Consider the following 21,348-nt stretch of genomic DNA (forward strand, 5'->3'; position numbering starts at 1 on the left):
TCACACCTTGGGCAAGAAAAGCAGCCAGTAGACAAGCAACACATTGACCAGCACAGACAAGCCCAAGCCGATCTTCCAGACAGCAGCAGGGTCGCGCGCCAGGAGCGGGCTGGCCAGCGGCGCAAGCAAGGGGCGAGATGCGCCTCGATCAAGTGCCAGGAGCATTTCTTCAGCAGTCTCGAAGCGCTGCACCGGATCACGAGCGACGGCCTTCAGCACAATGTTGTCGAGCCAGATCGGCACATCCGGACGCAGGCGCGAGGGTGCGATGGGATCGCGGCGATACCGCCCTGTCTGATAGGGCTCCACCTCGCCATAGGGCAAGCGCCCGGTCAACCACTGGTAGAGCGTCACGCCCAGGGCGAACAAGTCACTCTGACTGCTGACCTTCGCCTTGACTGGATCATCGCTCCACTGCTCAGGGTTCATGTAGCTGGGCGTACCGGCATGCAACTCCCTCAGTGCTGCTGGCTCCTTGCCCGACAAGGCCACCCCCAGGTCCAGCAGCCGCCAATGCCCGTCGTCACCCAGATGCAAGTTGTCGGGCTTGATGTCGCGGTGGATGACGCCGTGCTGATGAAGCCGACCGACCGCACGGGTGATGACCTGCATCGCAGCCACGATATAGGGCACATCAAAACGCTCCTCCGCAGCCAGCAAGTCGGCCAGACTCCGGCCCGCATGCCATTCAAACAAGGCGTAGAAGGCGCTGGGCGCCGCAGGCTCCACGACCTTGACCAGGCCGACGGCATCACGCTCGGTCACCCGGGCCCCAAGCCAGGCTTCGTGGGCCAGCATGCTGCGCTCTTCCGGGTCACTGGCACGTGATTCGTGGAGGGTCTTGAGGGCGAACAGGCCGCCCGTCCGCTCATCCTCCACACGGTACAAGCGGTGCACACCGTTGCTGAACACGGCATCTCTGACCCGATAGCCGTCAATCAGGTCGCCAGCCTGCAACCTCGAAGGAACCGGCAGCTGCCGCCCACGGCGCTCGGCATCCTCCAGTTGTGCCGAAGCCAGCCCCTTGATCCGGATGACCAATGCCGTGGCATTGTCTCGCCCACCACTGGCCAATGCGGCCGATACCAGATCACGGCTGGCTCTGGCTGCATCATCCTGGCTGGCCAAGGCCAGAAGCTGCTTGCGCTTCAGGTACCCATGCACCCCGTCTGAGGTCAGGACGAAGACATCGCCTATCTGCAGGTCGCCATCGACATAGTCGATGCGCACCCCCACATCCAGCCCCAGTGCCCGCGTGAGTCCGTTTTGAAACTCACCCTGGCCGAGCGTGTGGTCGGTGGTCAGTTGCACGCACTCGCCACCGCGGATCAGGTAAGCGCGGCTGTCGCCGACGTGTGCCACGGTGTACCCGTGCCCACGCAACACCAGGGCCGTGAGCGTGGTCATGGCCGCCGCCCCTTGCTGGCCGCTCAAACCCTGACGGCGGCGATTGTGATCGAGCAACCAATCATTTTGCGCACCGATCAGACGGTCCAGCGCCACCGAGGTGTCCCAGGTGGCGGGGGTCGCGTAGTAATCGGACAGGAGCCCCAGCACGGAACTCTGGGCCGCCTCCAGACCGAGGCCGCCGGTAGACACGCCATCGGCCACAGCGGCCAACACCCCCCACGCCTCCTCGTGGGGCGCAGGCCGCACCACATCGGCGAAATCTTCCAGCCTGTCGCGGGGGCCTTGCTCGCTGGCAAACCCCACGTCCATGTCAAAACTCATGTGATCAACCGTTCTCAGCGTATCGTTTTATGCACCACGAGCGTGCGTTGCCGCCCGGAGGTGCAAGACAGAAGCAATTTGCTGGCCGACAAACAAGCAATGGCCTAGCAATTCGGACAGGATCCCAATATGGTGCGCAAGACTCATATTTGGCCTCGTTCTTGCTTGATATCGCGCATAACTATTTCGATATCCCGCTGCGGAGTTTCGCCATGAAGAAGATGCGCCTGGTAATGGTGGGCAATGGCATGGCCGGCGTGCGCACACTTGAGGAACTGCTCAAGGTCGCACCAGATCTCTATGAGATCACCGTCTTCGGTGCCGAGCCTCACCCCAATTACAACCGGATCATGCTGTCGCCCGTCCTGGCTGGCGAGCAGACCATCGACGAGATCATCCTCAACCCGGTCAGTTGGTACGAGGAACACGGCATTCGCCTGCATCTCGGCAAGAAGATTGTCAGCGTCGACCGTGTGAAGCGCGTCGTGACCGCCGAAGATGGCACCACGGCAGAGTACGACCGCCTGCTGCTGGCCACCGGGTCATTTCCCTTCATCCTGCCGGTACCAGGCAAGGAGCTCAACGGAGTCATCGCCTACCGAGACATCGCCGACACCAACAAGATGATCGAGGCCGCACAAACGCATACCCATGCGGTGGTGATCGGTGGTGGTGTGTTGGGCCTGGAGGCTGCCAACGGTCTGAAGGTCCGCGGCATGAATGTGACCGTCGTGCACATCGGCCCGTGGCTGATGGAGCGACAGCTCGACGAGGTGGCCGGCAAGATGCTGCAGGCCTCACTTGAAGAGCGCGGTCTGCAGTTCCTTTTGAACGCCCAGACAGAGTCCCTGATTGGCAATGCCAGTGGCCAAGTTGCGGCAGTGCGCTTCAAAGATGGCCTGGAAATACCTGCTGACCTGGTCGTGATGGCTGCAGGCATCCGCCCGAATACGACCCTGGCTGAAAAGGCCGGCGTGCTGTGCAACCGGGGGATTGTGGTCACCGACACCATGCAGACCGTGACCGACCCGCGCGTCTATGCCGTGGGCGAATGTGCTGCCCACCGTGGCATTGCGTATGGTCTGGTTGCGCCGCTCTACGATCAGGCCAAGGTGTGCGCCAACCACCTGGCTCTCTACGGGATTGGTCGCTATGTCGGCTCGCAGGTATCGACCAAATTGAAAGTAACCGGGATCGATCTGTTCTCGGCAGGCGATTTCATGGGGAATGCAGATACGGAGTCGATCACCCTGTCGGACCCGTTCTCCCACGTCTACAAAAAACTGGTCCTCAAGGGCAACAAGCTGGTGGGTGCGTGTCTGTACGGCGACACCGTCGACGGCAGCTATTACTTCCACCTGATTCGCGAAGGGCGGGACATTTCCGAGCTCCGCAACCAGTTGATGTTTGGTGAGCCGACCCAGAACGACACGGAAGCAGAGCACCTGCGCCAGGCCTTGACGCTCCAGGCTGACGACGAGGTCTGCCGCTGTGCCGGGGTCACGAAAGGCACCATCTGCACGGCCATCGATCAGCATGGGCTCATGACCCGCGAGGAGATCTCCGCCCACACCAAGGCGTCGACAGGCTGCGGCTCGTGTGCCGGGGTAGTCGACAAATTGCTGGAACTGGCCACGCAGGCCAGTGATGAACTGACTGAGCCCGCACTGTGCGGCTGCACCAGCCTGTCCGAGGGCGCACTTCGCAGCGCCATCAGGGACAAGGCGCTGCACAGCGCTTCCGAAGTTCGCATCATGCTGGGCTGGCGCACGCCATGTGGCTGCGCCACCTGCAGACCGATCATCCAGGAATGTCTGGATGAGATCTGGCCCACAGAGGTCCATCAGGACCCGGTCCAGAAGCTCTTGGCCCACGAGCCCGTGCACTGAATCACAAAACCGCTGAGTAAAAGGAAGTCAATCATGCAGTTCAACCTGTCGCGTCGCGGCGTGCTCAAGGCCGCACTGGGAAGCGTTCTGATCGTCCCAGCCCTGCCAGCTCTGGCCGGCATCAACAGCATCAACGAGGCCATCAACAAGGCAGGTCGGCAGCGCATGCTGTCACAACGGATGGCCAAGGCCTGGCTGGCCATGGGGCAAGGTATCGAGGCGACCCGCGCGGAAAAGGTGCTCAATGATTCGATGGCCCTGTTTGACCGCCAGTTGGTAGAGCTGAAGGTCTATGCCCCGAGCGATGCCATCAAAAACACCTACACAGAGCTCGATCAGGTGTGGAGCGAGTTCAAGACGGCATTGGTTGGTTCGGCCCCGGACAAGGCCAACGCCAACCGCCTGATCCAACTCGACACCAAGGTGCTGAAACTGGCACAACAAGGAACCGTTCAACTCGAGCAGGTGTCGGGCAAGAGCTCGGGCCATCTGGTGAACCTGGCTGGCCGCCAACGGATGCTGTCGCAACGCACGGCCAAGTATTACCTGAGCCAAAGTTGGGGTGTGAATGTGCCAGAGGCAGCCAAGGAGCTCAGCACCGCCCGCCAGGAGTTTTCAACAGCCCTGCAGACGCTCAGCAACGCACCAGAAGCCACCAATGCCATCAAACAGGAACTGGGTATTGCCAGCCAGCAATGGATCTTCTTTGACAATGCACTGAACCGGCTGAACGACCCCAGCAGCAGCGCTTCGCGTCGCGCTGCCGAGGTGTTCTCCACCAGCGAAAACATCTTGCAGTTGATGGATCAGGTCACCAGCCTGTACAGCAAACTGGCCTGATATCCCGATCAAACGACAACACAGGGCTGCCCGCACGACGAGGCGGCCCGCTCGCTGAGAAACCCACGTTAAAAGGACACCCATGAGTTCGATCGGCACAACCGAAACGCGCGCCACCTGCCCCTACTGCGGGACGGGTTGCGGGGTTCTGATCGAGTCCTCTGCGGGACGCATCATCAATATCAAGGGTGACCCTGATCACCCGGCCAATTTCGGCAGGCTGTGTACCAAGGGCAGCACGCTGCACCTGACTGCTGCGGAGTCCATCCAGAAGCAGAATCGACTGGTTTCGCCCATGCGCCGGGATACCCGTGGCGGCCAGCCTGAGGCCATTTCATGGGATGAGGCCATGGCCGAGGTCACGGCCCGCTTTGCGGCCATCATCCGTGAACACGGCCCCAGTGCAGTTGGTTTCTATGGCGCAGGCCAGTTGCTGACGGAGGACTATTACGTCCTCAACAAGGTCGTCAAAGGCCTGATTGGCACCAACAACGTCGACACCAACTCCCGCCTGTGCATGAGCAGTGCAGTCGCCGGCTACAAGATCACGCTGGGCTCAGATGCGCCACCGGCCTGCTACGAAGATTTCGACCACGCGCAAACCATCTTCATTGCGGGCTCCAACACCGCCTACGCCCACCCGATCCTGTTCCGTCGGATTGAAGCTGCCCGCGAGGCCAATCCCTCGATGAAGCTCATCGTGGTTGACCCCCGTCGGACGGAAACAGCCGAAGTGGCCGACCTGCACCTGCCAATTCAGCCTGGCACCGACATCGCGCTGTTCCACGGCATGCTGCACATTCTGCTGGCAGAAGGTTTGGTGGACCGCGCCTACATAGCCCGGCACACGGAAGGGTTTGATGCGCTGGAAGCCCTTGTACGCGACTATGACCCCGAGACGGTGGCTCAAGTGTGCGGCATTGCCCGAGATGACCTGATCCAGGCCGCCCGCTGGTTTGGCCGATCGACCCCCACCTTGTCGCTGTACTGCCAGGGGCTCAACCAGAGCACCAGTGGCACACACAAGAACGCGGCGTTGATCAACCTGCACCTGGCCACAGGGCAGATTGGCAAGCCAGGTGCAGGCCCCTTCTCGCTCACAGGTCAGCCCAATGCCATGGGTGGCCGCGAAGTGGGCGGCATGGCCAACCTGCTGAGCGCCCACCGGGACCTGAGCAAGCCCGAGCACCGCGCTGAAGTCGCTGCGCTATGGAAGGTGCGCGACGTGCCTGCCAAACCGGGCAAAACCGCCGTTGAAATGTTCCAGGCTGCGGCCCGTGGTGAGATCAAGGCATTGTGGATAGCCTGCACCAACCCGGCGCAGTCGATGCCTGATCAGCACATGATTCGCCAGGCGCTGGAAACCGCTGAGTTCGTGGTTGTGCAGGAAGCCTTTGCGACCACAGCCACCTGTGCCTACGCGGACGTGCTGCTGCCTGCCACCACCTGGGGTGAAAAAGATGGCACGGTGACCAACTCGGAACGCCGCATCAGCCGGGTGCGCCCCGCCCTGCCCCCGCTGGGCGAGGCACGCCATGACTGGGACATCCTCAGCGACTTTGCGCGACGGCTGGAGATCGCCATGCCGGACCTCACTCGCCACTACCTCCCGGGGGTGGAGTCGCTGTTCAACTATGACAAGCCCGAGACCATCTGGAACGAGCACCGCGAGTCGACCCGAGGCCGTGACCTCGACATCACAGGCCTGAGCTACGACATACTGGAAGGCCAAGGGCCCCAGCAGTGGCCCATGCCGGAAGGTGCCACGCAAGGTCGCCTGCGGCTGTATGCCGATGGGGTCTACCCCACCTCGAGCGGCAAGGCTCAGTTTGCTGCAGTGGCGCTCCAGTCCCTGGCGGAAGAGCGGAGCGCAGACTTTCCGTTCGCGCTGAACACAGGGCGCTTGCGTGACCAATGGCACGGCATGAGCCGCACGGGCAATCTGGGACGCCTGTTCGGCCATGTCAGCGAGCCTGTGATCGACATGAACGCCGAAGACATGGCCCGCCTAGGCATTGCCGCCGGTGATCTGGTTCAGGTCACTGCACGACGTGGCGATATCGTGGTCACGGCACAGCCCAGCGATGCCATCGCCCCCATGCAATCCTTCATGGCCATGCACTGGGGCCAGGAGTTTCTGGGAGGGCACGATGCCCAAGGGCAAGTGCGCTGCGGCGTCAATACCCTGACGCTGCCTTTGACCTGTGCCAAATCGCGCCAACCTGAGCTGAAAAATGCAGCTGTCACCATTGCCAAGGCGGACCTGCCGTGGCGTCTGGTTGGTTTGGCCTGGTTGCCCAAGGACGAAGCCCTGCGTGTGCAGAACGACTTGCGCAACCTGATGCCGAGCTTCTCGTTTGCGAGTTGTGTACCTTTCGGGCGCGAGTCGGATGCCCACCAGGTCGTCGGCGTGCTGTTCCGGGCCGCATCTGCCACGCCTGCAGCACCCGCCCTGGTCAAGCGCATTGAAGGCCTGCTGGGCATCGCTGGCCCAGACCTGCTGGTCTACGATGACCCCGCTGCAGGGCAACGCCGCACCATGCGCCTGCACCAGACCGACGACGGCCAGATGCTGGAGGCGTTCCTGCTGACAGGTGACATCAGCGCCGAAGCATGGATTCGCCCACTGCTGCAGGATGCACAACCTGCGGACGAATTTGGGCGTGCCCTGCTCGTGCCGGGTGCCTCGCCACCGGTGGCCACGGCGTCTCGAGGGCGTCAGGTCTGCACCTGCTTCAATGTGACGGAGCCCGTGATCATCAGCACATTGGAGTTCTGCCATGGCAGCGCGGATCAACGTCTGGCCACGCTGCAAAGCGAACTCAAGTGCGGCACCAACTGCGGTTCATGCGTGCCGGAACTGAAGAAATTGATCAAGCTTCATCCGGCCAAAGAGGCTGCTTGAGCCAGTCACCTTGATAATCAGGCAACTCTGCGAAAACTGACCATGAGCATTGCTGCCTACATCAAGGTGGTTGGCCGAGGCAAGGAAGGCGCCCGCCCCCTGTCTGCCGACCAGGCCTACGATCTGTTTACCCAGGTGCTGGACGGCAAGGTGACCGACCTTGAGGTGGGTGCCTTCTGTCTGGCCATGCGTATCAAAGGAGAGTCGGCCGAGGAGCTCGATGGCTTCGTCCGCGCTGTCCACGAACGCTGCATCAGCCTGCCCCTGGCTGCCGATGGCGTGGTGATCCTGCCAAGCTACAACGGCGCACGCAAGTTGCCCAACCTGACCGCTTTGCTCGCGGCCGAGCTGGCCCGACGAGGGGTGCGCGTGCTGGTGCATGGCATGAAAAAAGACCCCACGCGGGTGACCACAGCCGAGGTGTTTGCGGCCCTGGGCTGGCCCCAGGCATCGACGGCTGCCGATGTGGAACAGGCATGGCAGGCAGGTCGGCCCGTCTTCATGGATACCGCCACCCTGTGCCCGGGGTTGGCCCGTCTGCTGGACGTCCGCTGGACCATCGGCCTGCGCAACCCTGGTCACACAGTCGCCAAGTTGCTGAGCCCCATACCAGTTGCCCCCGGGCAACGCGCTGTTCGGGTGGTCAACCATACTCACCCCGAGTACGCAGACTCACTGACGAGCTATCTGCAGCATGTGGGCGCGACAGCCCTGCTCATGCGCGGCACCGAAGGCGAACCCGTGGCCGATGCCCGCAGACAGCCTCGTTTCGAGGTGTTTGTCGATGGTGAGCGCCATGCTGCCTTGTCGCGTGCGCCGGAAGAAGGCGTGTTGACCACCCTGCCAGACCTGCCCGAACAATTTGATGCGGCGACAACCGCCGCTTATATCCACGCCGTATTGGCTGGCAACAAGCCCTTGCCGGCAGCCATTGCCACACAAGCAGACTGTCTGACCCAGACCCTGCGTGCGTGACGCATTCGTTCACTCCGGCTGGATGAACACATTGCGCTGGCGCGCTGCGTCTTCGAAATGGCGCGCCAGATTGCCGCACACCAAGTCACACAACGCGTAGACCGAGTCGTCGGCAATGCGGTAGTACACCGCTGTACCACGCGCCTCCTTCGCCACCAGACCATGCTTGGTCAACATCGACAGATGCCTGGAGATGTTGGCCGAGGTGTATCCGCATGCTTGCGCGAGCTCACCCACATTGCGCTCGCCTGAGCGCAGCAGGTTCAGGATCTGAAGCCGGGTGGGCTCAGACAGCGCCTGGAAATACGACGCCACCTGCACCAGGGCCTCGGGGGGCAAACTCTTCATGCTGGAACACACTTGATCGGGTAAGGTCGTCATGATGCCCGAACGTCCTTCCATCTGCACGGATTAGTCAATTGGCTTATTGACTATTTAGCTGTTTAGTTAATAATACAGCAAACAACTCGCTGACACCACCCCTTGCGAGTGAGCTTGGCGACATCAAGGAGATTGCCGTGAGCCTGTCACGTACCCGGACCAGCATCCTCACCCTGAGCCTGATGGGCTTGACCAGCTTTGCGCCTGCTTTGGTTCAGGCACAGGGCTTGACCACTGCCCCCGTGAAATCGAGTCAGCAGGGCAAGCAAGTGGGCTTTGATGGCGTGGTTGAAGCCGTGCGCCAAACCATGGTGGCTGCTCAGGTGCCTGGCGCCATCACCGCCATTGACGTCAAAACCGGCGACCACGTCAAGGCCGGGCAAGTGCTGCTGCGCATCGATGCCCAGGCTGCCAACCAGAACGCATCGGCCAGCGAAGCTCAGGTTCAGGCTGCGAAGGCACAACTGAATGTCGCGACCAAGGAAGTGGAACGCCAGCGGCAGTTGTATCAAAAGCAGTACATCAGCCAGAGTGCACTGGACCGCGCAGAAGCGCAATACCAAGCCACTCAGGCACAGGTCAAGGCGCAACTGGCCCAGGCTGGCGCAGCCAGGACCCAGTCGGGCTACTTTGTCATCAAGGCCCCCTATGACGGTGTCGTGGCGGATGTTCCCGTTGTCCTGGGCGACATGGCCATGCCTGGCAGACCGCTGATGACGGTATACGACCCGAAAGCCATGCGCGTGACGGCCGCCGTGCCACAGTCTGCCGCGCCACTCGCGGTGTCGACAGATGGTGCCAAGGTCGAACTGCCTGCCGGTACCCAAGGCGGAGCTGTCTGGCTCACCCCCAGCCGCATTCAGGTGCTCCCGACGGTTGATCCTGCAACACATACCGTGCAGGTCCGCATGGACCTCGCTGCAGGCACCCAGGGTGTGACGCCCGGCATGTTCGCGCGCGCATGGTTGCCGGCACAAGGACAGGAGGCGCAACCTGCTCGCCTGTATGTGCCCGCCAAAGCCGTGTTCAAACGGGCCGAGGTGAGCGCCGTGTACGTTGTCAACAGCGATGGCAAACCCATGATGCGCCAGGTACGCACGGGCTCGCAGTCGGGTGGCCTGGTTGAAATCCTGTCAGGCGTATCTGCTGGCGAGCGTGTGGCCACCGAGCCCCAGGCTGCGGCACGGTCACGCTGAGCGGAGGCGTCGTCATGAAGGACCAACTCGGCATGTCCGGTCGCATTGCGGCCTTCTTTCAGAAAGCCCAGATCACGCCCTTGCTGGCGCTGGTCGCACTGCTGTTGGGTCTCTTCGCGGTAATGGTGACACCCCGCGAAGAAGAGCCGCAAATCGACGTCACGATGGCCAATGTCATCGTGCCCTTCCCCGGCGCGTCCACCAAGGATGTGGAGCAGATGGTGTCGACCCCTGCCGAGCAGGTGTTGTCGCAAATGACAGGGGTCGAGCATGTCACGTCGATGTCCCGCACTGGCGTTGCCATCCTGACCGTTCAGTTCAAGGTCGGCGTGACCCGCACGGAAGCCCTGGTCCGTCTGCACGACACCTTGCGCGACAACACCGACTGGTTGCCGCGTGGTTTGGGTGTCATGGAGCCCATCGTCAAGCCAAAGGGCATTGATGATGTGCCCATCGTGGCACTGACGCTGTTCAGCACCAACCCGAACACGGGTGCGTTCGATCTTGAACGTGTGGCACACAGCATCGAAGCGGATCTCAAACGTGTTAAAGGCACCCGTGAAGTCACCACCCTGGGTGGACCGGGCCGCGCCATCATGGTTGAAATCGATCCGGCCCGGCTCAACAGCACAGGTGTCACGGTAGCCGATCTGCGCATGGCGCTGCAATCAGCCAACATGGGTCTGCCGGTCGGCGATCTGATCTCGGGCAACCGCACTGTGGCAGTCGAAGCGGGGCCCTTCCTGAAGGATGCGCGTGATGTCGGTGAGCTCCTTGTCGGTGTGCAAGCCGGCAAACCCGTTCACCTGCAGGATGTCGCGCGGGTAGAAGATGGCCCCCTGCCGCCAGCCAGGTATGTGTGGCATGGCACCACGGCCAAAGCCAGTGCGGAAGCTGCTTCAGCCGTGCCCGCTGGCGATTACCCCGCCGTCACGATTGCCGTGACCAAGAAACCCGGCGAGAACGCCATTGATGTGGCCAATGCCTTGATGGCGCGCGTTGACGCCCTGAAAAACACGGTCATCCCGCAAGACGTGCGCGTGGCTGAAACGCGCAACTACGGTGCCACCGCCAACGACAAGGCCCAAAAGCTCATTCAGAAACTGCTGTTTGCCACCGCGTCGGTGGTCGCCCTCGTGTTTCTGGCCTTGGGCCGCCGTGAAGCCGCCATCGTGGGCAGCGCCGTGATCCTGACCTTGACGGTCACGCTGTTTGCTTCGTGGGCTTGGGGTTTCACGCTCAACCGCGTTTCGCTGTTTGCCCTGATCTTCTCGATCGGCATCCTGGTGGACGACGCCATCGTGGTGGTGGAAAACATCCACCGTCACCAGCAACTGCATCCTGGCAAGTCGCTAACGGAGATCATTCCGGGCGCGGTTGACGAGGTGGGTGGCCCCACCATCCTGGCCACCCTGACGGTGATCGCCGCGCTGCTGCCCATGGCCTTCGTGAGTGGCTTGATGGGCCCCTACATGAGCCCTATCCCCATCAACGCCAGCATGGGCATGCTGCTGTCGCTGGCTGTCGCCTTCATCGTGACACCGTGGTTGTCGCGCCTGTGGATGTCCAAGGTGCCCTCTCATCACGAAGGGCTGGCTGGCAAGATCGGCCCGGTTTTCCAGCGCATTTTCACCCCGCTGCTGGACGAGCAGCGAGGCGCCCGCAACCGCAACTTTCTGGGGCTGGGTGTCGCTGGGTTGATCGCCATCTCGATGGCCCTGCCTGTGGCGGGCCTGGTGCTGCTGAAGATGCTGCCGTTCGACAACAAGTCGGAGTTCCAGGTGGTGGTCGACATGCCCGCAGGCACCCCAGTCGAGAAGACGGCTGCCATGATGCGCGAACTCGGCAACTACCTGCGTGACGTGCCGGAGGTGACGGATTTCCAGGCCTACGCCGGCACCGCCTCGCCCATCAACTTCAACGGGCTGGTGCGCCAGTACTACCTGCGCAGTGGCGGCGACGTGGGTGACATCCAGGTCAACCTGGTCGATAAGCATCACCGCAAGGAGCAAAGCCACGCCATCGCCACACGGGTGCGCCCTGCCCTGCAAGCCATCGGGCTGCGCTATGGCGCCAATGTGAAAGTGGTGGAAGTGCCGCCCGGCCCACCCGTACTGGCCCCGATCGTCGCTGAAGTCTATGGTCCGGAAGCCGATGGTCGCCTGGCTGTCGCGAAGGCTGTTCGCACGGTTTTCAGCCGCACGCAAGGCGTGGTCGATGTGGATGACACCTCGATTGCCGCTGCGCCGCGCACACTGTTGCTGGTCGATCGCAGCAAGGCCGCAGCCCTGGGCATTCCTCAAGCACTGATTGTCTCGACTCTGCGGGCTGGTCTGGCAGGCGAAGCCACCACCTACCTGCATGATGAGTCGAAGTACCCCGCAGCGGCCTTGATCCAGTTGCCACCAGAGCAGCAAGGCAGCCTCGATACGCTGCTGCAACTGGGGGTACGCAACGCCCAAGGCCGCATCGTGCCCATCCGCGAGCTGGTGACCGTGACCGATTCGCTGCGCGAACAACCGAGCATCCACAAGGACCTGCTGCCTGTGACCTTCGTGACCGGCGACATGGCCGGTCATGTAGACAGCCCCTTGTACGGCATGTTTGGCATGCGCAGCGCACTGGCCGCCATCCAGACCCCAGATGGTGGCAAGCTGGAGGAATACTTCATCCGCCAGCCGGACGACGCCTACCGTGGCTACGCCATCAAGTGGGACGGCGAATGGCAGATCACCTATGAAACCTTCCGTGACATGGGCGCAGCCTATGCGGTTGGTCTGATCCTGATCTATCTGCTGGTGGTGGCCCAGTTTGGCTCCTACCTGACGCCCTTGATCATCATGGCGCCCATCCCGCTGACCATCATCGGCGTGATGCCCGGGCATGCCCTGCTCGGTGCGCAATACACGGCCACATCCATGATCGGGATGATCGCCCTGGCCGGGATCATCGTGCGCAACTCCATCCTGCTGGTCGACTTCATCAACCTGCAGGTCAAGGCGGGCGTCGACTTCAAGCAGGCCGTCATCAGCTCGGCCATCACTCGGGCCCAACCCATCATGCTGACCGGGCTGGCTGCCATGCTCGGCGCCTTCTTCATCCTCGATGACCCGATCTTCAACGGTCTCGCCATCTCATTGATTTTCGGGATCTTCGTCTCCACCGTGCTCACGCTGGTGGTGATCCCACTGCTTTACTACTCGGCCTACCACCACCGTCTGGCCGCCATCACCCATCAAGGAGAGTGAACATGACTTCCTGGCAAATCGTGCGCGTCGTCGCAGGCTCCTTCGTTCTGCTGTCCCTGGCGCTGGGCATCCCCGGCAGCCCCATCTTTGTCAGCCAATGGTGGCTGGCCTTCACCGCCTTTGTCGGTGTCAACCTGCTGCAAAGCGGCTTCACCAAGTGGTGCCTGATGGAAACCCTGCTGCGCAAGTTCGGCGTTCGTCCTGGCTGCTGAACACCCGACCACCCACTCGTTCGACCGAGGAGACCCCGCCATGCATCTCGCCTGCCCCCACTGCGCCGCTACCAACCGCGTGCCTGAGGAACGTCTGCAAGACCAGCCGGTCTGCGGGCGTTGTGGTGCCGAGCTCATGGCTAGCCATCCGTCCGCAGTCAGCGAGGCACATCTGCCCGCTTATCTGAAAGGCACCGAGCTGCCTGTTCTGGTGGACTTCTGGGCAGACTGGTGCGGCCCCTGCAAGTCAATGGCCCCCCACTTTGCGGCAGCCGCACAGCAAATGCCCATGGTGCGCTTCGTGAAGGTGGACACCGATGCAGCCCCTCAAGCCAGTACCACCTATGCCATACGCAGCATCCCGACCCTGATTCTGTTCAAGCACGGCCACGAGGTGGCCCGGCTGTCTGGTGCAGTTCCAGCCAACCAGTTGATGACCTGGATCCGCCAGCACATCGCTTGAAGGAGATTTGCGAGATGAAACAACGCCTTCTTGTCACCGCCATCGCACTGACGCTGTGCAGCAACTGGGCACAGGCTGGCACCTTGCTCGATGCGTGGCGAGCCGCGCAACAGCATGACCCGGAATACGCCGCCGCTCAAGCCGCACACGGTGCCGGTGCCACTCGAAGAGACCAGGCCCGCTCGCTGTGGCGCCCCAATGTGCAGCTGACTGGCTCGGTTGCCTATATGGGCAACGAAACCACGACCGACGGCGCACAGTTTGCGGCCCCTGACGTCGGTTTCTCGAAGACGGAAAATGTCTCGTTCAACACCTCCATCACCCACGGAACCGCAACCGATTGGGCCCTGTCGGCCCGGCAGCCCCTGATCAACCGCGAGCGCTTGGCACAAAGCCGCCAGCTTGATCTGGCTGCCGACGCGGCCGACCTGCAGTGGCAGGATGCCCAGCAGGCGCTCATCTTGCGCACGGCGCAGCGCTACTACGACGTTGTCTTGGCGAGCGCCACCCTGGATGTGCTCCAGCGTCAGCAAACGGCCGTGGACAAAACCTTGACCGAGGTCGAGGACCGCTTCAAGCTGGGCGACGTGCCAGTCACCGACACGCACGAAGCGCGGGCGCGGGCCCAAGGTATCTCGGCGCAGGTGCTGGCCGCGCAGTCCGATCTGCAGATGCGCGACGTGGCTCTGGCCGATCTGACCGGTCTGTCCGCCAAGGACTTGCAGCCTCGGGCACCGTCAGCCACCACGGTGGCAGATTTGCCGGCGCTGGACACGGCCCTGAGCAGCACCCAGTCCAACAACCCAATGTTGCGGCTGCAACAGGTCAACCTGGCATCCAGCCGCGAGGAAGTGGCCAAGCACAGCCCGGTTGGCAGCACCAGTCTGGACCTGGTGGCACAGATCGGCCGGGAGCGTCTGAGCGGCAGTGGCGACTTTGGCGATGCCAGCAATTCCGCCAACAAGCGCATGATCGGTGTGCAACTGACCATACCGCTGTTCACCGGCGGATACCGCAGCGCGCGCCAGGAAGAATCGTTGCGCCTGGCAGACAAGGCGCAGGCAGACCTCGAACTCACCCGCCAGCAAGTGGCCCAACAGACCCGTGCTGCATGGCTGGGTCTGACGGTGGGGGCCCAACGCATTGCTGCCCTGGAACAGGCCCGCACGGCCAGCCAGTCTCGGCTTGATGCGACCCGCGTGGGCCATGGTGTGGGACACCGGACCACCCTGGACCTGCTCAATGCCGAGAACGATGCCGCTCAGGCGGAGCTGACCGTACTGCAGGCGCGCGTCACCTACCTCATGGACCAGCTGCGACTGGCAGCGCTGGAAGGACAGCTCAACGAACAAACACTGGAGATGCTGTCGGCATCTCACAGCAAGCCCTGAGATTCACGCAATCGGTTTCCACAACGCCATCAGGAGACAAGCCATGGCACACATCGTCGTACTTGGAGCGGGAACAGGCGGCATGCCTGCGGCCTATGAGTTGCGGGCCAAGCTGGGCGCGCCACACAAGATCACCGTGGTCAATGCCGTGGACTACTTCCAGTTCGTACCGTCCAACCCCTGGGTGGCTGTGGGTTGGCGAGAGCGTGGTGACATCACCTTCCCGATTCGCCCGCACCTCGAGCGCAAGGGCATCAACTTCGTGGCCCAGCCTGTGACACGCATCGACGCCGAGCACAGCGCCCTTGAGTTGAATGACGGCAGCCGACTGGCCTACGACTATCTGGTCATCACGACTGGTCCAAAACTGGCATTTGACGAAGTATCAGGTGCAGGCCCGCACGGCGGCCACACCCACTCCATCTGCACCGTGGACCATGCCGAAAAGGCTTTCGCCGATTACGAAGCCTTCCTGAAGGACCCCGGCCCAGCCATCATTGGCGCCATGCCGGGTGCGTCGTGCTTCGGTCCGGCATACGAGTTCGCCTTTGTCTTCAACACCGACCTGCGACGTCGCAAGCTGCGCAACAAGGTTCCCATGACCTATGTGACCAGCGAGCCGTATATCGGTCACCTGGGGTTAGGCGGGGTGGGCGACTCCAAATCCATGTTGGAAAGCGAACTGCGCAACAACGACATCAAGTGGATCACCAATGCCAAGGTGACCAAGGTCGAAGCCGGCAAGATGTTCGTGACCGAGATGGACGACCTGGGTCAGGTGAGGAAAGAGCATGAGCTGCCCTTCAAGTTCAGCATGATGCTGCCTTCGTTCAAAGGCGTGGACCCGGTGGCTGCCGTGGAGGGCTTGTGCAACCCCCGGGGTTTCGTGCTGATTGACGAATATCAGCGCAGCAAGAAGTACCGCAACATATTCTCGGCAGGTGTCTGCGTGGCCATTCCGCCGGTCGAGGTGACCCCGGTCGCCACGGGTGCCCCCAAGACGGGTTACATGATCGAAACCATGGTCACGGCCATTGTCCACAACATCTCAGCCGACCTCGCAGGCGAACCCGCCACCGCCAAGGGCAGCTGGAATGCCATCTGCCTGGCCGACATGGGCGATACCGGTGCTGCCTTCGTGGCCCTGCCCCAGATCCCGCCACGCAATGTCAACTGGTTCAAAAAAGGCAAATGGGTTCACCTGGGCAAGATCGCCTTTGAAAAATACTTCATGTACAAGATGAAGACAGGTACATCGGAACCCATCTATGAGAAATATGTGCTCAAGGCGATGGGCATTCACCGACTGGAAGATCAACAGCCATGAACTGGTTAGACCGCATCAAAAGCGCCCTGCAAGGCCAGCCTGAAGACATGCCGGAGCACGCCATGCTGATCGATGTGCGCTCCCCTATGGAATTCCAGAGCGGGCACGTTGACGGCGCCTTCAATTTGCCGCTCGAAACCGTTGCTGCCCGCATTGAGCAGATCGTGCCCGACAAGTCGACCCCGATCGTCATGTACTGCCAGGCCGGTGGCCGATCCGCCATGGCCTGTTCAATCCTGCAGCAGTTGGGTTACAACTGCGTTGCCAATGGCGGCGGCGTGGGCGGCTTGGCCCTGCGCCTGCAACGCGACATCCGCCGCGGCGGATCCTGATTTTTCATTGACCTCAAACCTGAAGGAGTACTTCCATGTCCCCTAACGTTGGCGGCGCAGACCGCATTGTTCGCATCGTCGCTGGTGTGGCCCTGATCGCACTGGCAGCCACCGGCACCGTGGGTGTCTGGGGTTACATCGGCATCGTGCCGCTGGCCACCGGCCTGCTGCGCATCTGCCCGGCATACTCCATCTTCGGCGTCAACACCTGCGGCATGAAGAAGTAAAACCCGCACCCCACCCTATGGACAGTCCAAACTTCACGATCGAACTGCGGGAACAGGCGGATTACCGCTTCGAAGTTCACTTCGACAACCCCGCTGTGCCCGCTCTGATCACAGACGAGAACGCCCCCCTGGGTGGGGATGCCGGCCCCAATCCATCGCGCATGCTCACCACAGCGGTGGCCAACTGTCTGTCGGCCAGCCTGTTGTTTGCCATGCGCAAGTTCAAGAACCAGCCTGAGCCCTTGCGTGCTGTGGCCACCACCACCATGGGTCGCAACCAAGACAACCGGATGCGCATTCAGCACATCGCAGTCGACTTGCATCTCGGTGTTGCCGCCAGCCAGATCACCATGCTGGAGCGCATCCTGGCCCAGTTCGAAGACTTCTGCGTTGTCACGCAAAGCGTGCGTGCCGCCATCCCGGTGGACATCCGTGTGATCGACGCCACCGGGGCCGTGCTCAAAGGCTGAACCTCAAGGGCTCAGCGAGGCACTCAGGCCGCTTGCTGCAGACTGAGTTCGCGCTCGGCCTGCATGTGGGCAGCCAGCTCGGCGACCGACACGAGCGGCAGCCCATGCACCTCGGCGTAGTCGCGCACCTGCTGACCACGCATCATCGTGCCGTCGGGGTTCATCAACTCGCACAGCACCCCGGCCGGCCGCAAACCGGCCAGTTCAGCCAGGCGAACCGTGGCTTCCGTGTGGCCGCGACGACCCAGCACGCGCTCGGGATGCGCGCGCAGCGGAAAGATGTGCCCAGGTCGCACCAGATCTGACGGCTTGGCGTCTTTTGCCACTGCGGCGCGAATGGTGGTCACGCGGTCAGCGGCCGACACCCCCGTGGTCACCCCGTGGCGCGCTTCAATCGTCACGGTAAACGGCGTGCCATGGCGACTTGTGTTGCTGCCCACCATGGGCGCCAGCTCCAGCCGGTCGGCTGTTTCGTGGTCCAGACACAGGCAGACGATGCCGCTGCAGTCATGGATGAAACGCGCCATCCAGGGCACGCTCATGTGATCGGCCGCCATGACAAGGTCGGCCTCGTCTTCTCGGTCGGGGTCATCGGTCACCACAACAGGTCGACCGGAACGGATGGCGGCCACGGCTGCTGCCACGGCGGGATAACGCAAGGAAAGGTCAATGGACATGAAACGCTCCAACAAAATGCACTCAGAGACGTTTCAGGGATGCGCAAAGCGCAGCTGCACCTGACTGGAGGTGCGGCTGATCTCGACGCCTTCTTTCATCCGGACTGTGACCGTCGGCCCCGGCATTGGACCGGGTCTGCTGACCTGCCAAGGCGGGAGCCCTGGCAGCGCTCGCGGGCTCGCAGAGACAAGCCCTGCCTACCGCCGGTGGGGAATTTCACCCCGCCCTGAAGACGCGCCGACCTGACAGCCGGCTCGCCAAGTATACGGCTGGCCGCTTAGCCCTGCCGGCGGTCGGGGCTCCAGTGCAGGCGAGCGATCAGGCCGCCGCCCTCACGCGGCAACAACTCAAAGGCCGCACCATAGGCCTGCGCCATGCGATCGACAATGGCCAACCCCAGCCCCGCACCAGTGACCTCGCCACGCGCGGCATCGCCCCTCGCAAAGGGGGCCTTCAGGGCTTCACACTGGTCTTCGGCCAGACCGGGACCACGGTCACGCACCTCCAGCCACCAACCCGAACCAGCCGGGCCCGTTGCCACTTCGATGGGTGGTGCGCCATGGCGCTGCGCATTGTTCAGCAGGTTCAAGACGATGCGCCGTATGGTGTGAATCGGCAACTTCTGTGGCGCCAACCCTGCCAGATCACAATGCACGTCAGGCTGTCCAGCTGTTTGCCCGGAACACACCTGCACCACATCAGCCACCAGGTCGTTCAGATCGACATCGGCCAACTCCTCGGCGCCCCAGCCGCCGACCTGACTGGCCCGGGTGAAGTCCAGAAACTGCCCCAGCAAACCGTCCAGGGTGTCAATATTGCGGTTCAAGCTGCTCAGCAAGGCCGGATCGCCTTGGCCGGACAACATTTCGGAGACCAGGCGCATTTTGGTCAACGGCGTACGCAAGTCGTGCGACAGACCTGCCAGCATCACCACCCGCTCTTGCTCGTGCGCCAACAGGCCATTCACCATGTCATTGAAGGCCTGAGAGACCGTGGCGATTTCGGTGGGGCCATCGGTCGGCAACTGTGGAGGCTGCTCTCCACTGCCCAGTGCCCTGGCAGCGCCCACCAGATCCTGCAAAGGGCGATTGATGCGGCGCTGGATGAGCCACGCGCCGAAAATGGCGAGCAACGCCGTGCCTGCGCTGCCAACCAGCCAACCAGGCGAAACCGAATGCGCAGGGATCAGACCGGGCATCACAACCCAGTAAGGCACGCCATCGACGATCAGCCGCACGGCCATGACCCCTCCCTGCTCGCGTCGCCACAGCACTTCCGCCCCCTGTGCACGCAACTGGCTTGACACCTGCTGCACGAACTGACGCTCCAGCGGGGTCAGGTGGCGTTCTTCATCCGTGGGGTCCTGCGCATCATCGGCATCCAATGGGCGCGCCTGCGCGTTATAGCGGTCCACAAAGTCTTGTCGACCAGCCGGCGCCATGGCGCCAAGGCCCCTGGCAACCGCCAACACATGCCGAGACGTGGTCTGTGCAGCCAAGGCTACGCGGGGCTTGACGACGGCCTCACGCAACAGGATCGCGCTGGCCAGTTGGCCAAGCAGAATCAGCCCCACAAAAAGGAGCAAGTTTCGATAAAAAAGCGAACGGGGCCACCAGTTCATCAGGCGCTCCTCATTCCGAGTCAGGCTGTGGCACAAACACATAACCCACGCCCCACACCGTCTTGATGTGCCTGGGGGTCGCGGGATCCTCTTCGATCAGCTTGCGCAGACGCATCACCTGCACGTCAATGCTGCGGTCGGTGGCCTCGTGCTCACGCCCCCGGGTCAGCTCGATCAGCTTCTCTCGCCCGAGCGGCCTGTTGGGGTGGCTTGCCAGCGCAAGCAGCAAGCCGAACTCGCCACTAGTCAGCGGCAGATCCTGCCCGGCACGCTCCAGGCGCCGCTCGGCCACGAGCAAGGTGTAAGAGCCAAAGTTGATAGGCGCATCGCCGGCCGGGCCGGCGTGCAGGCCCAACATCCGCTGCCTGCGCACCATGGCCTGCAGCCGGGCCAGCAACTCCCGCGGGTTGAACGGCTTGGGCAGGTAGTCGTCAGCGCCCATTTCCAGCCCGACGATGCGGTCCACCGGATCACCCCGCGCGGTCAACATCAGAATGGGAATCGTCTCGCCCAAGGCCCGCAGGCGGCGACACAGGGACAGGCCATCCTCGCCCGGCATCATCACGTCCAGCACGAGCACATCGAAGTGCTCCCGGCTCAGCAGGCGCTCTGCCGCAGCCGCATCGGCTACCGCACGGACAGCCAGGCCTTGCTCGCTCAGGTAGCGCTCCAGCAAGGCGCGCAACTCGGCTTCGTCATCAACAATCAGGATACGGGGCGCATCGCTCATGGAGCGCATCATAGGGAAACCAGGCGCTCGCCTCGGCCCAGCAGGACGGAATTCATGACAAATCATGACAAAGCCCGGTGCCTGCTCATACATCGACATCAAGTCGGCCGGGCATGCCATACATCGGTGACATCTGCCAGGCACAGTGGACCCATCCACTCAAGCCACACGGAGCACCAACATGACACACCGCATTCCCCACACGCAGTTGACCAACTGGGCCGGCCTGGCTGGCGCCATCCTGATCGCCGTCGCTTTGCCTGCCCAGGCAGGCCGGCTGCGCGCCGTCCATGACAACGCAGAAGGCGGTCAGACACGGGTGTTTGGCGCTGCCCATGCAGGTGAAGCCGGCAGTGCTGTGCGGGGCTCGCGCGTGGTCACCGACGGCGAAGGCAATGTTTCGGCCACCCGCGGCGCCGCAGTGCAAGGCGCTGCAGGAGGAAGCTTCCGTCGGGGTGCGCGCAACACCCGTGCCGCTGATGGCTCGGCAACGCACCAAAGCGGCATGTCCGCCACTGGCGCCAAAGGCACCATCGACAGCCAGGGCAACGCCACCAAAGACGCCAGCGGCAATGTGACCCAGCAACGCACCACCTCGGCGACCAGTTCCACGACCGGCAACAGCGTCGAAAGCACCTCCTCCTACAACAAGGACACCGGGCGCACGCGCACAACCACCTGCTTCGACTCGTCGGGGGCCACCATCACCTGCCCCTCCGGCAAGTAAAACCG

General features: G+C 62.5%; 18 protein-coding genes, 1 pseudogene and 1 riboswitch. Of the genes and pseudogenes, 14 read left to right on the forward strand and 5 right to left on the reverse strand.

The window, feature by feature from the left end; genetic code table 11:
- On the reverse strand, window positions 1-1,731 hold the full coding sequence (locus ACE3PH_RS07370; protein WP_374317427.1) for a protein kinase: 1,731 nt from the start codon (window positions 1,729-1,731) through the stop codon (window positions 1-3).
- A gap of 212 nt (window positions 1,732-1,943) precedes the next feature.
- On the opposite strand from ACE3PH_RS07370, the pseudogene nirB reads away from it, so the two are divergent.
- From nirB to ybiB, 4 genes and pseudogenes are all read left to right on the forward strand, one after another.
- Window positions 1,944-3,599 (forward strand): annotated as a pseudogene (nirB, locus tag ACE3PH_RS07375) (nitrite reductase large subunit NirB); the annotation flags it as partial.
- 54 nt (window positions 3,600-3,653) lie between these two features.
- Window positions 3,654-4,460 carry a type IV pili methyl-accepting chemotaxis transducer N-terminal domain-containing protein gene (locus ACE3PH_RS07380; protein WP_374317429.1) on the forward strand — a complete coding sequence of 269 codons (807 nt, stop codon included), beginning with the start codon at window positions 3,654-3,656 and terminating at the stop codon, window positions 4,458-4,460.
- 82 nt (window positions 4,461-4,542) lie between these two features.
- Window positions 4,543-7,365, forward strand: coding sequence for a molybdopterin-dependent oxidoreductase (locus tag ACE3PH_RS07385; RefSeq protein ID WP_374317431.1), 2,823 nt, complete (start codon window positions 4,543-4,545; stop codon window positions 7,363-7,365).
- A gap of 42 nt (window positions 7,366-7,407) precedes the next feature.
- The gene (gene ybiB / locus ACE3PH_RS07390; protein WP_374317433.1) at window positions 7,408-8,340 is read left to right on the forward strand and encodes a DNA-binding protein YbiB; all 933 of its coding nucleotides are present in this window, start codon (window positions 7,408-7,410) and stop codon (window positions 8,338-8,340) included.
- 9 nt (window positions 8,341-8,349) lie between these two features.
- Here the strand turns inward: ybiB and ACE3PH_RS07395 are convergent, their stop codons facing one another.
- Window positions 8,350-8,688: an ArsR/SmtB family transcription factor gene (locus tag ACE3PH_RS07395; protein WP_374317435.1), complete on the reverse strand. Its 339-nt coding sequence runs from the start codon at window positions 8,686-8,688 to the stop codon at window positions 8,350-8,352.
- Window positions 8,689-8,858: 170 nt separating this feature from the next.
- On the opposite strand from ACE3PH_RS07395, the gene ACE3PH_RS07400 reads away from it, so the two are divergent.
- The 9 genes from ACE3PH_RS07400 to ACE3PH_RS07440 are packed head-to-tail and all read left to right on the forward strand — an operon-like array spanning window position 8,859 to window position 17,587.
- Window positions 8,859-9,917: an efflux RND transporter periplasmic adaptor subunit gene (locus ACE3PH_RS07400; RefSeq protein ID WP_374317437.1), complete on the forward strand. Its 1,059-nt coding sequence runs from the start codon at window positions 8,859-8,861 to the stop codon at window positions 9,915-9,917.
- A gap of 14 nt (window positions 9,918-9,931) precedes the next feature.
- Window positions 9,932-13,165, forward strand: coding sequence for an efflux RND transporter permease subunit (locus tag ACE3PH_RS07405; RefSeq protein ID WP_374317438.1), 3,234 nt, complete (start codon window positions 9,932-9,934; stop codon window positions 13,163-13,165).
- Window positions 13,166-13,167: 2 nt separating this feature from the next.
- Window positions 13,168-13,377, forward strand: a complete 210-nt coding sequence (locus ACE3PH_RS07410) for a DUF2892 domain-containing protein (RefSeq protein WP_374317440.1) — start codon at window positions 13,168-13,170, stop codon at window positions 13,375-13,377.
- A gap of 40 nt (window positions 13,378-13,417) precedes the next feature.
- Complete coding sequence (gene trxC / locus ACE3PH_RS07415) at window positions 13,418-13,840, forward strand: thioredoxin TrxC (protein WP_374317442.1); 423 nt, start codon at window positions 13,418-13,420, stop codon at window positions 13,838-13,840.
- Window positions 13,841-13,854: 14 nt separating this feature from the next.
- Window positions 13,855-15,231, forward strand: coding sequence for a TolC family protein (locus ACE3PH_RS07420; RefSeq protein WP_374317444.1), 1,377 nt, complete (start codon window positions 13,855-13,857; stop codon window positions 15,229-15,231).
- A 43-nt stretch (window positions 15,232-15,274) separates the two neighbouring features.
- Window positions 15,275-16,558 carry an NAD(P)/FAD-dependent oxidoreductase gene (locus ACE3PH_RS07425; RefSeq protein ID WP_374317446.1) on the forward strand — a complete coding sequence of 428 codons (1,284 nt, stop codon included), beginning with the start codon at window positions 15,275-15,277 and terminating at the stop codon, window positions 16,556-16,558.
- A complete protein-coding gene (locus tag ACE3PH_RS07430) occupies window positions 16,555-16,890 on the forward strand; it encodes a rhodanese-like domain-containing protein (protein ID WP_374317448.1) in 336 nt (111 codons plus the stop codon). Before ACE3PH_RS07425 ends, ACE3PH_RS07430 begins: the two co-directional genes overlap by 4 nt.
- Before the next feature lie 35 nt (window positions 16,891-16,925).
- Window positions 16,926-17,117, forward strand: a complete 192-nt coding sequence (locus ACE3PH_RS07435) for a DUF2892 domain-containing protein (protein ID WP_374317450.1) — start codon at window positions 16,926-16,928, stop codon at window positions 17,115-17,117.
- Between the two features lie 17 nt (window positions 17,118-17,134).
- Window positions 17,135-17,587 (forward strand): OsmC family protein, encoded by a 453-nt coding sequence (locus ACE3PH_RS07440; protein WP_374317452.1) that lies wholly within the window; start codon window positions 17,135-17,137, stop codon window positions 17,585-17,587.
- Window positions 17,588-17,610: 23 nt separating this feature from the next.
- On the opposite strand, the gene ribB is transcribed toward ACE3PH_RS07440, so the two are convergent.
- The 3 genes from ribB to ompR form a co-directional block, all read right to left on the reverse strand.
- On the reverse strand, window positions 17,611-18,264 hold the full coding sequence (gene ribB / locus ACE3PH_RS07445; RefSeq protein ID WP_374317454.1) for a 3,4-dihydroxy-2-butanone-4-phosphate synthase: 654 nt from the start codon (window positions 18,262-18,264) through the stop codon (window positions 17,611-17,613).
- Between the two features lie 83 nt (window positions 18,265-18,347).
- Window positions 18,348-18,503: riboswitch (FMN riboswitch) on the reverse strand.
- Between the two features lie 39 nt (window positions 18,504-18,542).
- Complete coding sequence (locus tag ACE3PH_RS07450; protein WP_374317456.1) at window positions 18,543-19,886, reverse strand: ATP-binding protein; 1,344 nt, start codon at window positions 19,884-19,886, stop codon at window positions 18,543-18,545.
- Window positions 19,887-19,896: 10 nt separating this feature from the next.
- Window positions 19,897-20,616, reverse strand: coding sequence for a two-component system response regulator OmpR (ompR, locus tag ACE3PH_RS07455; protein WP_374317458.1), 720 nt, complete (start codon window positions 20,614-20,616; stop codon window positions 19,897-19,899).
- Between the two features lie 181 nt (window positions 20,617-20,797).
- Here ompR and ACE3PH_RS07460 point away from each other — a divergent pair, with 181 nt between their 5' ends.
- Window positions 20,798-21,343, forward strand: a complete 546-nt coding sequence (locus ACE3PH_RS07460) for a hypothetical protein (protein WP_374317460.1) — start codon at window positions 20,798-20,800, stop codon at window positions 21,341-21,343.
- Window positions 21,344-21,348: the final 5 nt, after the last annotated feature.

Origin of the sequence: Aquabacterium sp., assembly GCF_041909175.1 — a bacterium.
Classification (GTDB): domain Bacteria; phylum Pseudomonadota; class Gammaproteobacteria; order Burkholderiales; family Burkholderiaceae_C; genus Aquabacterium.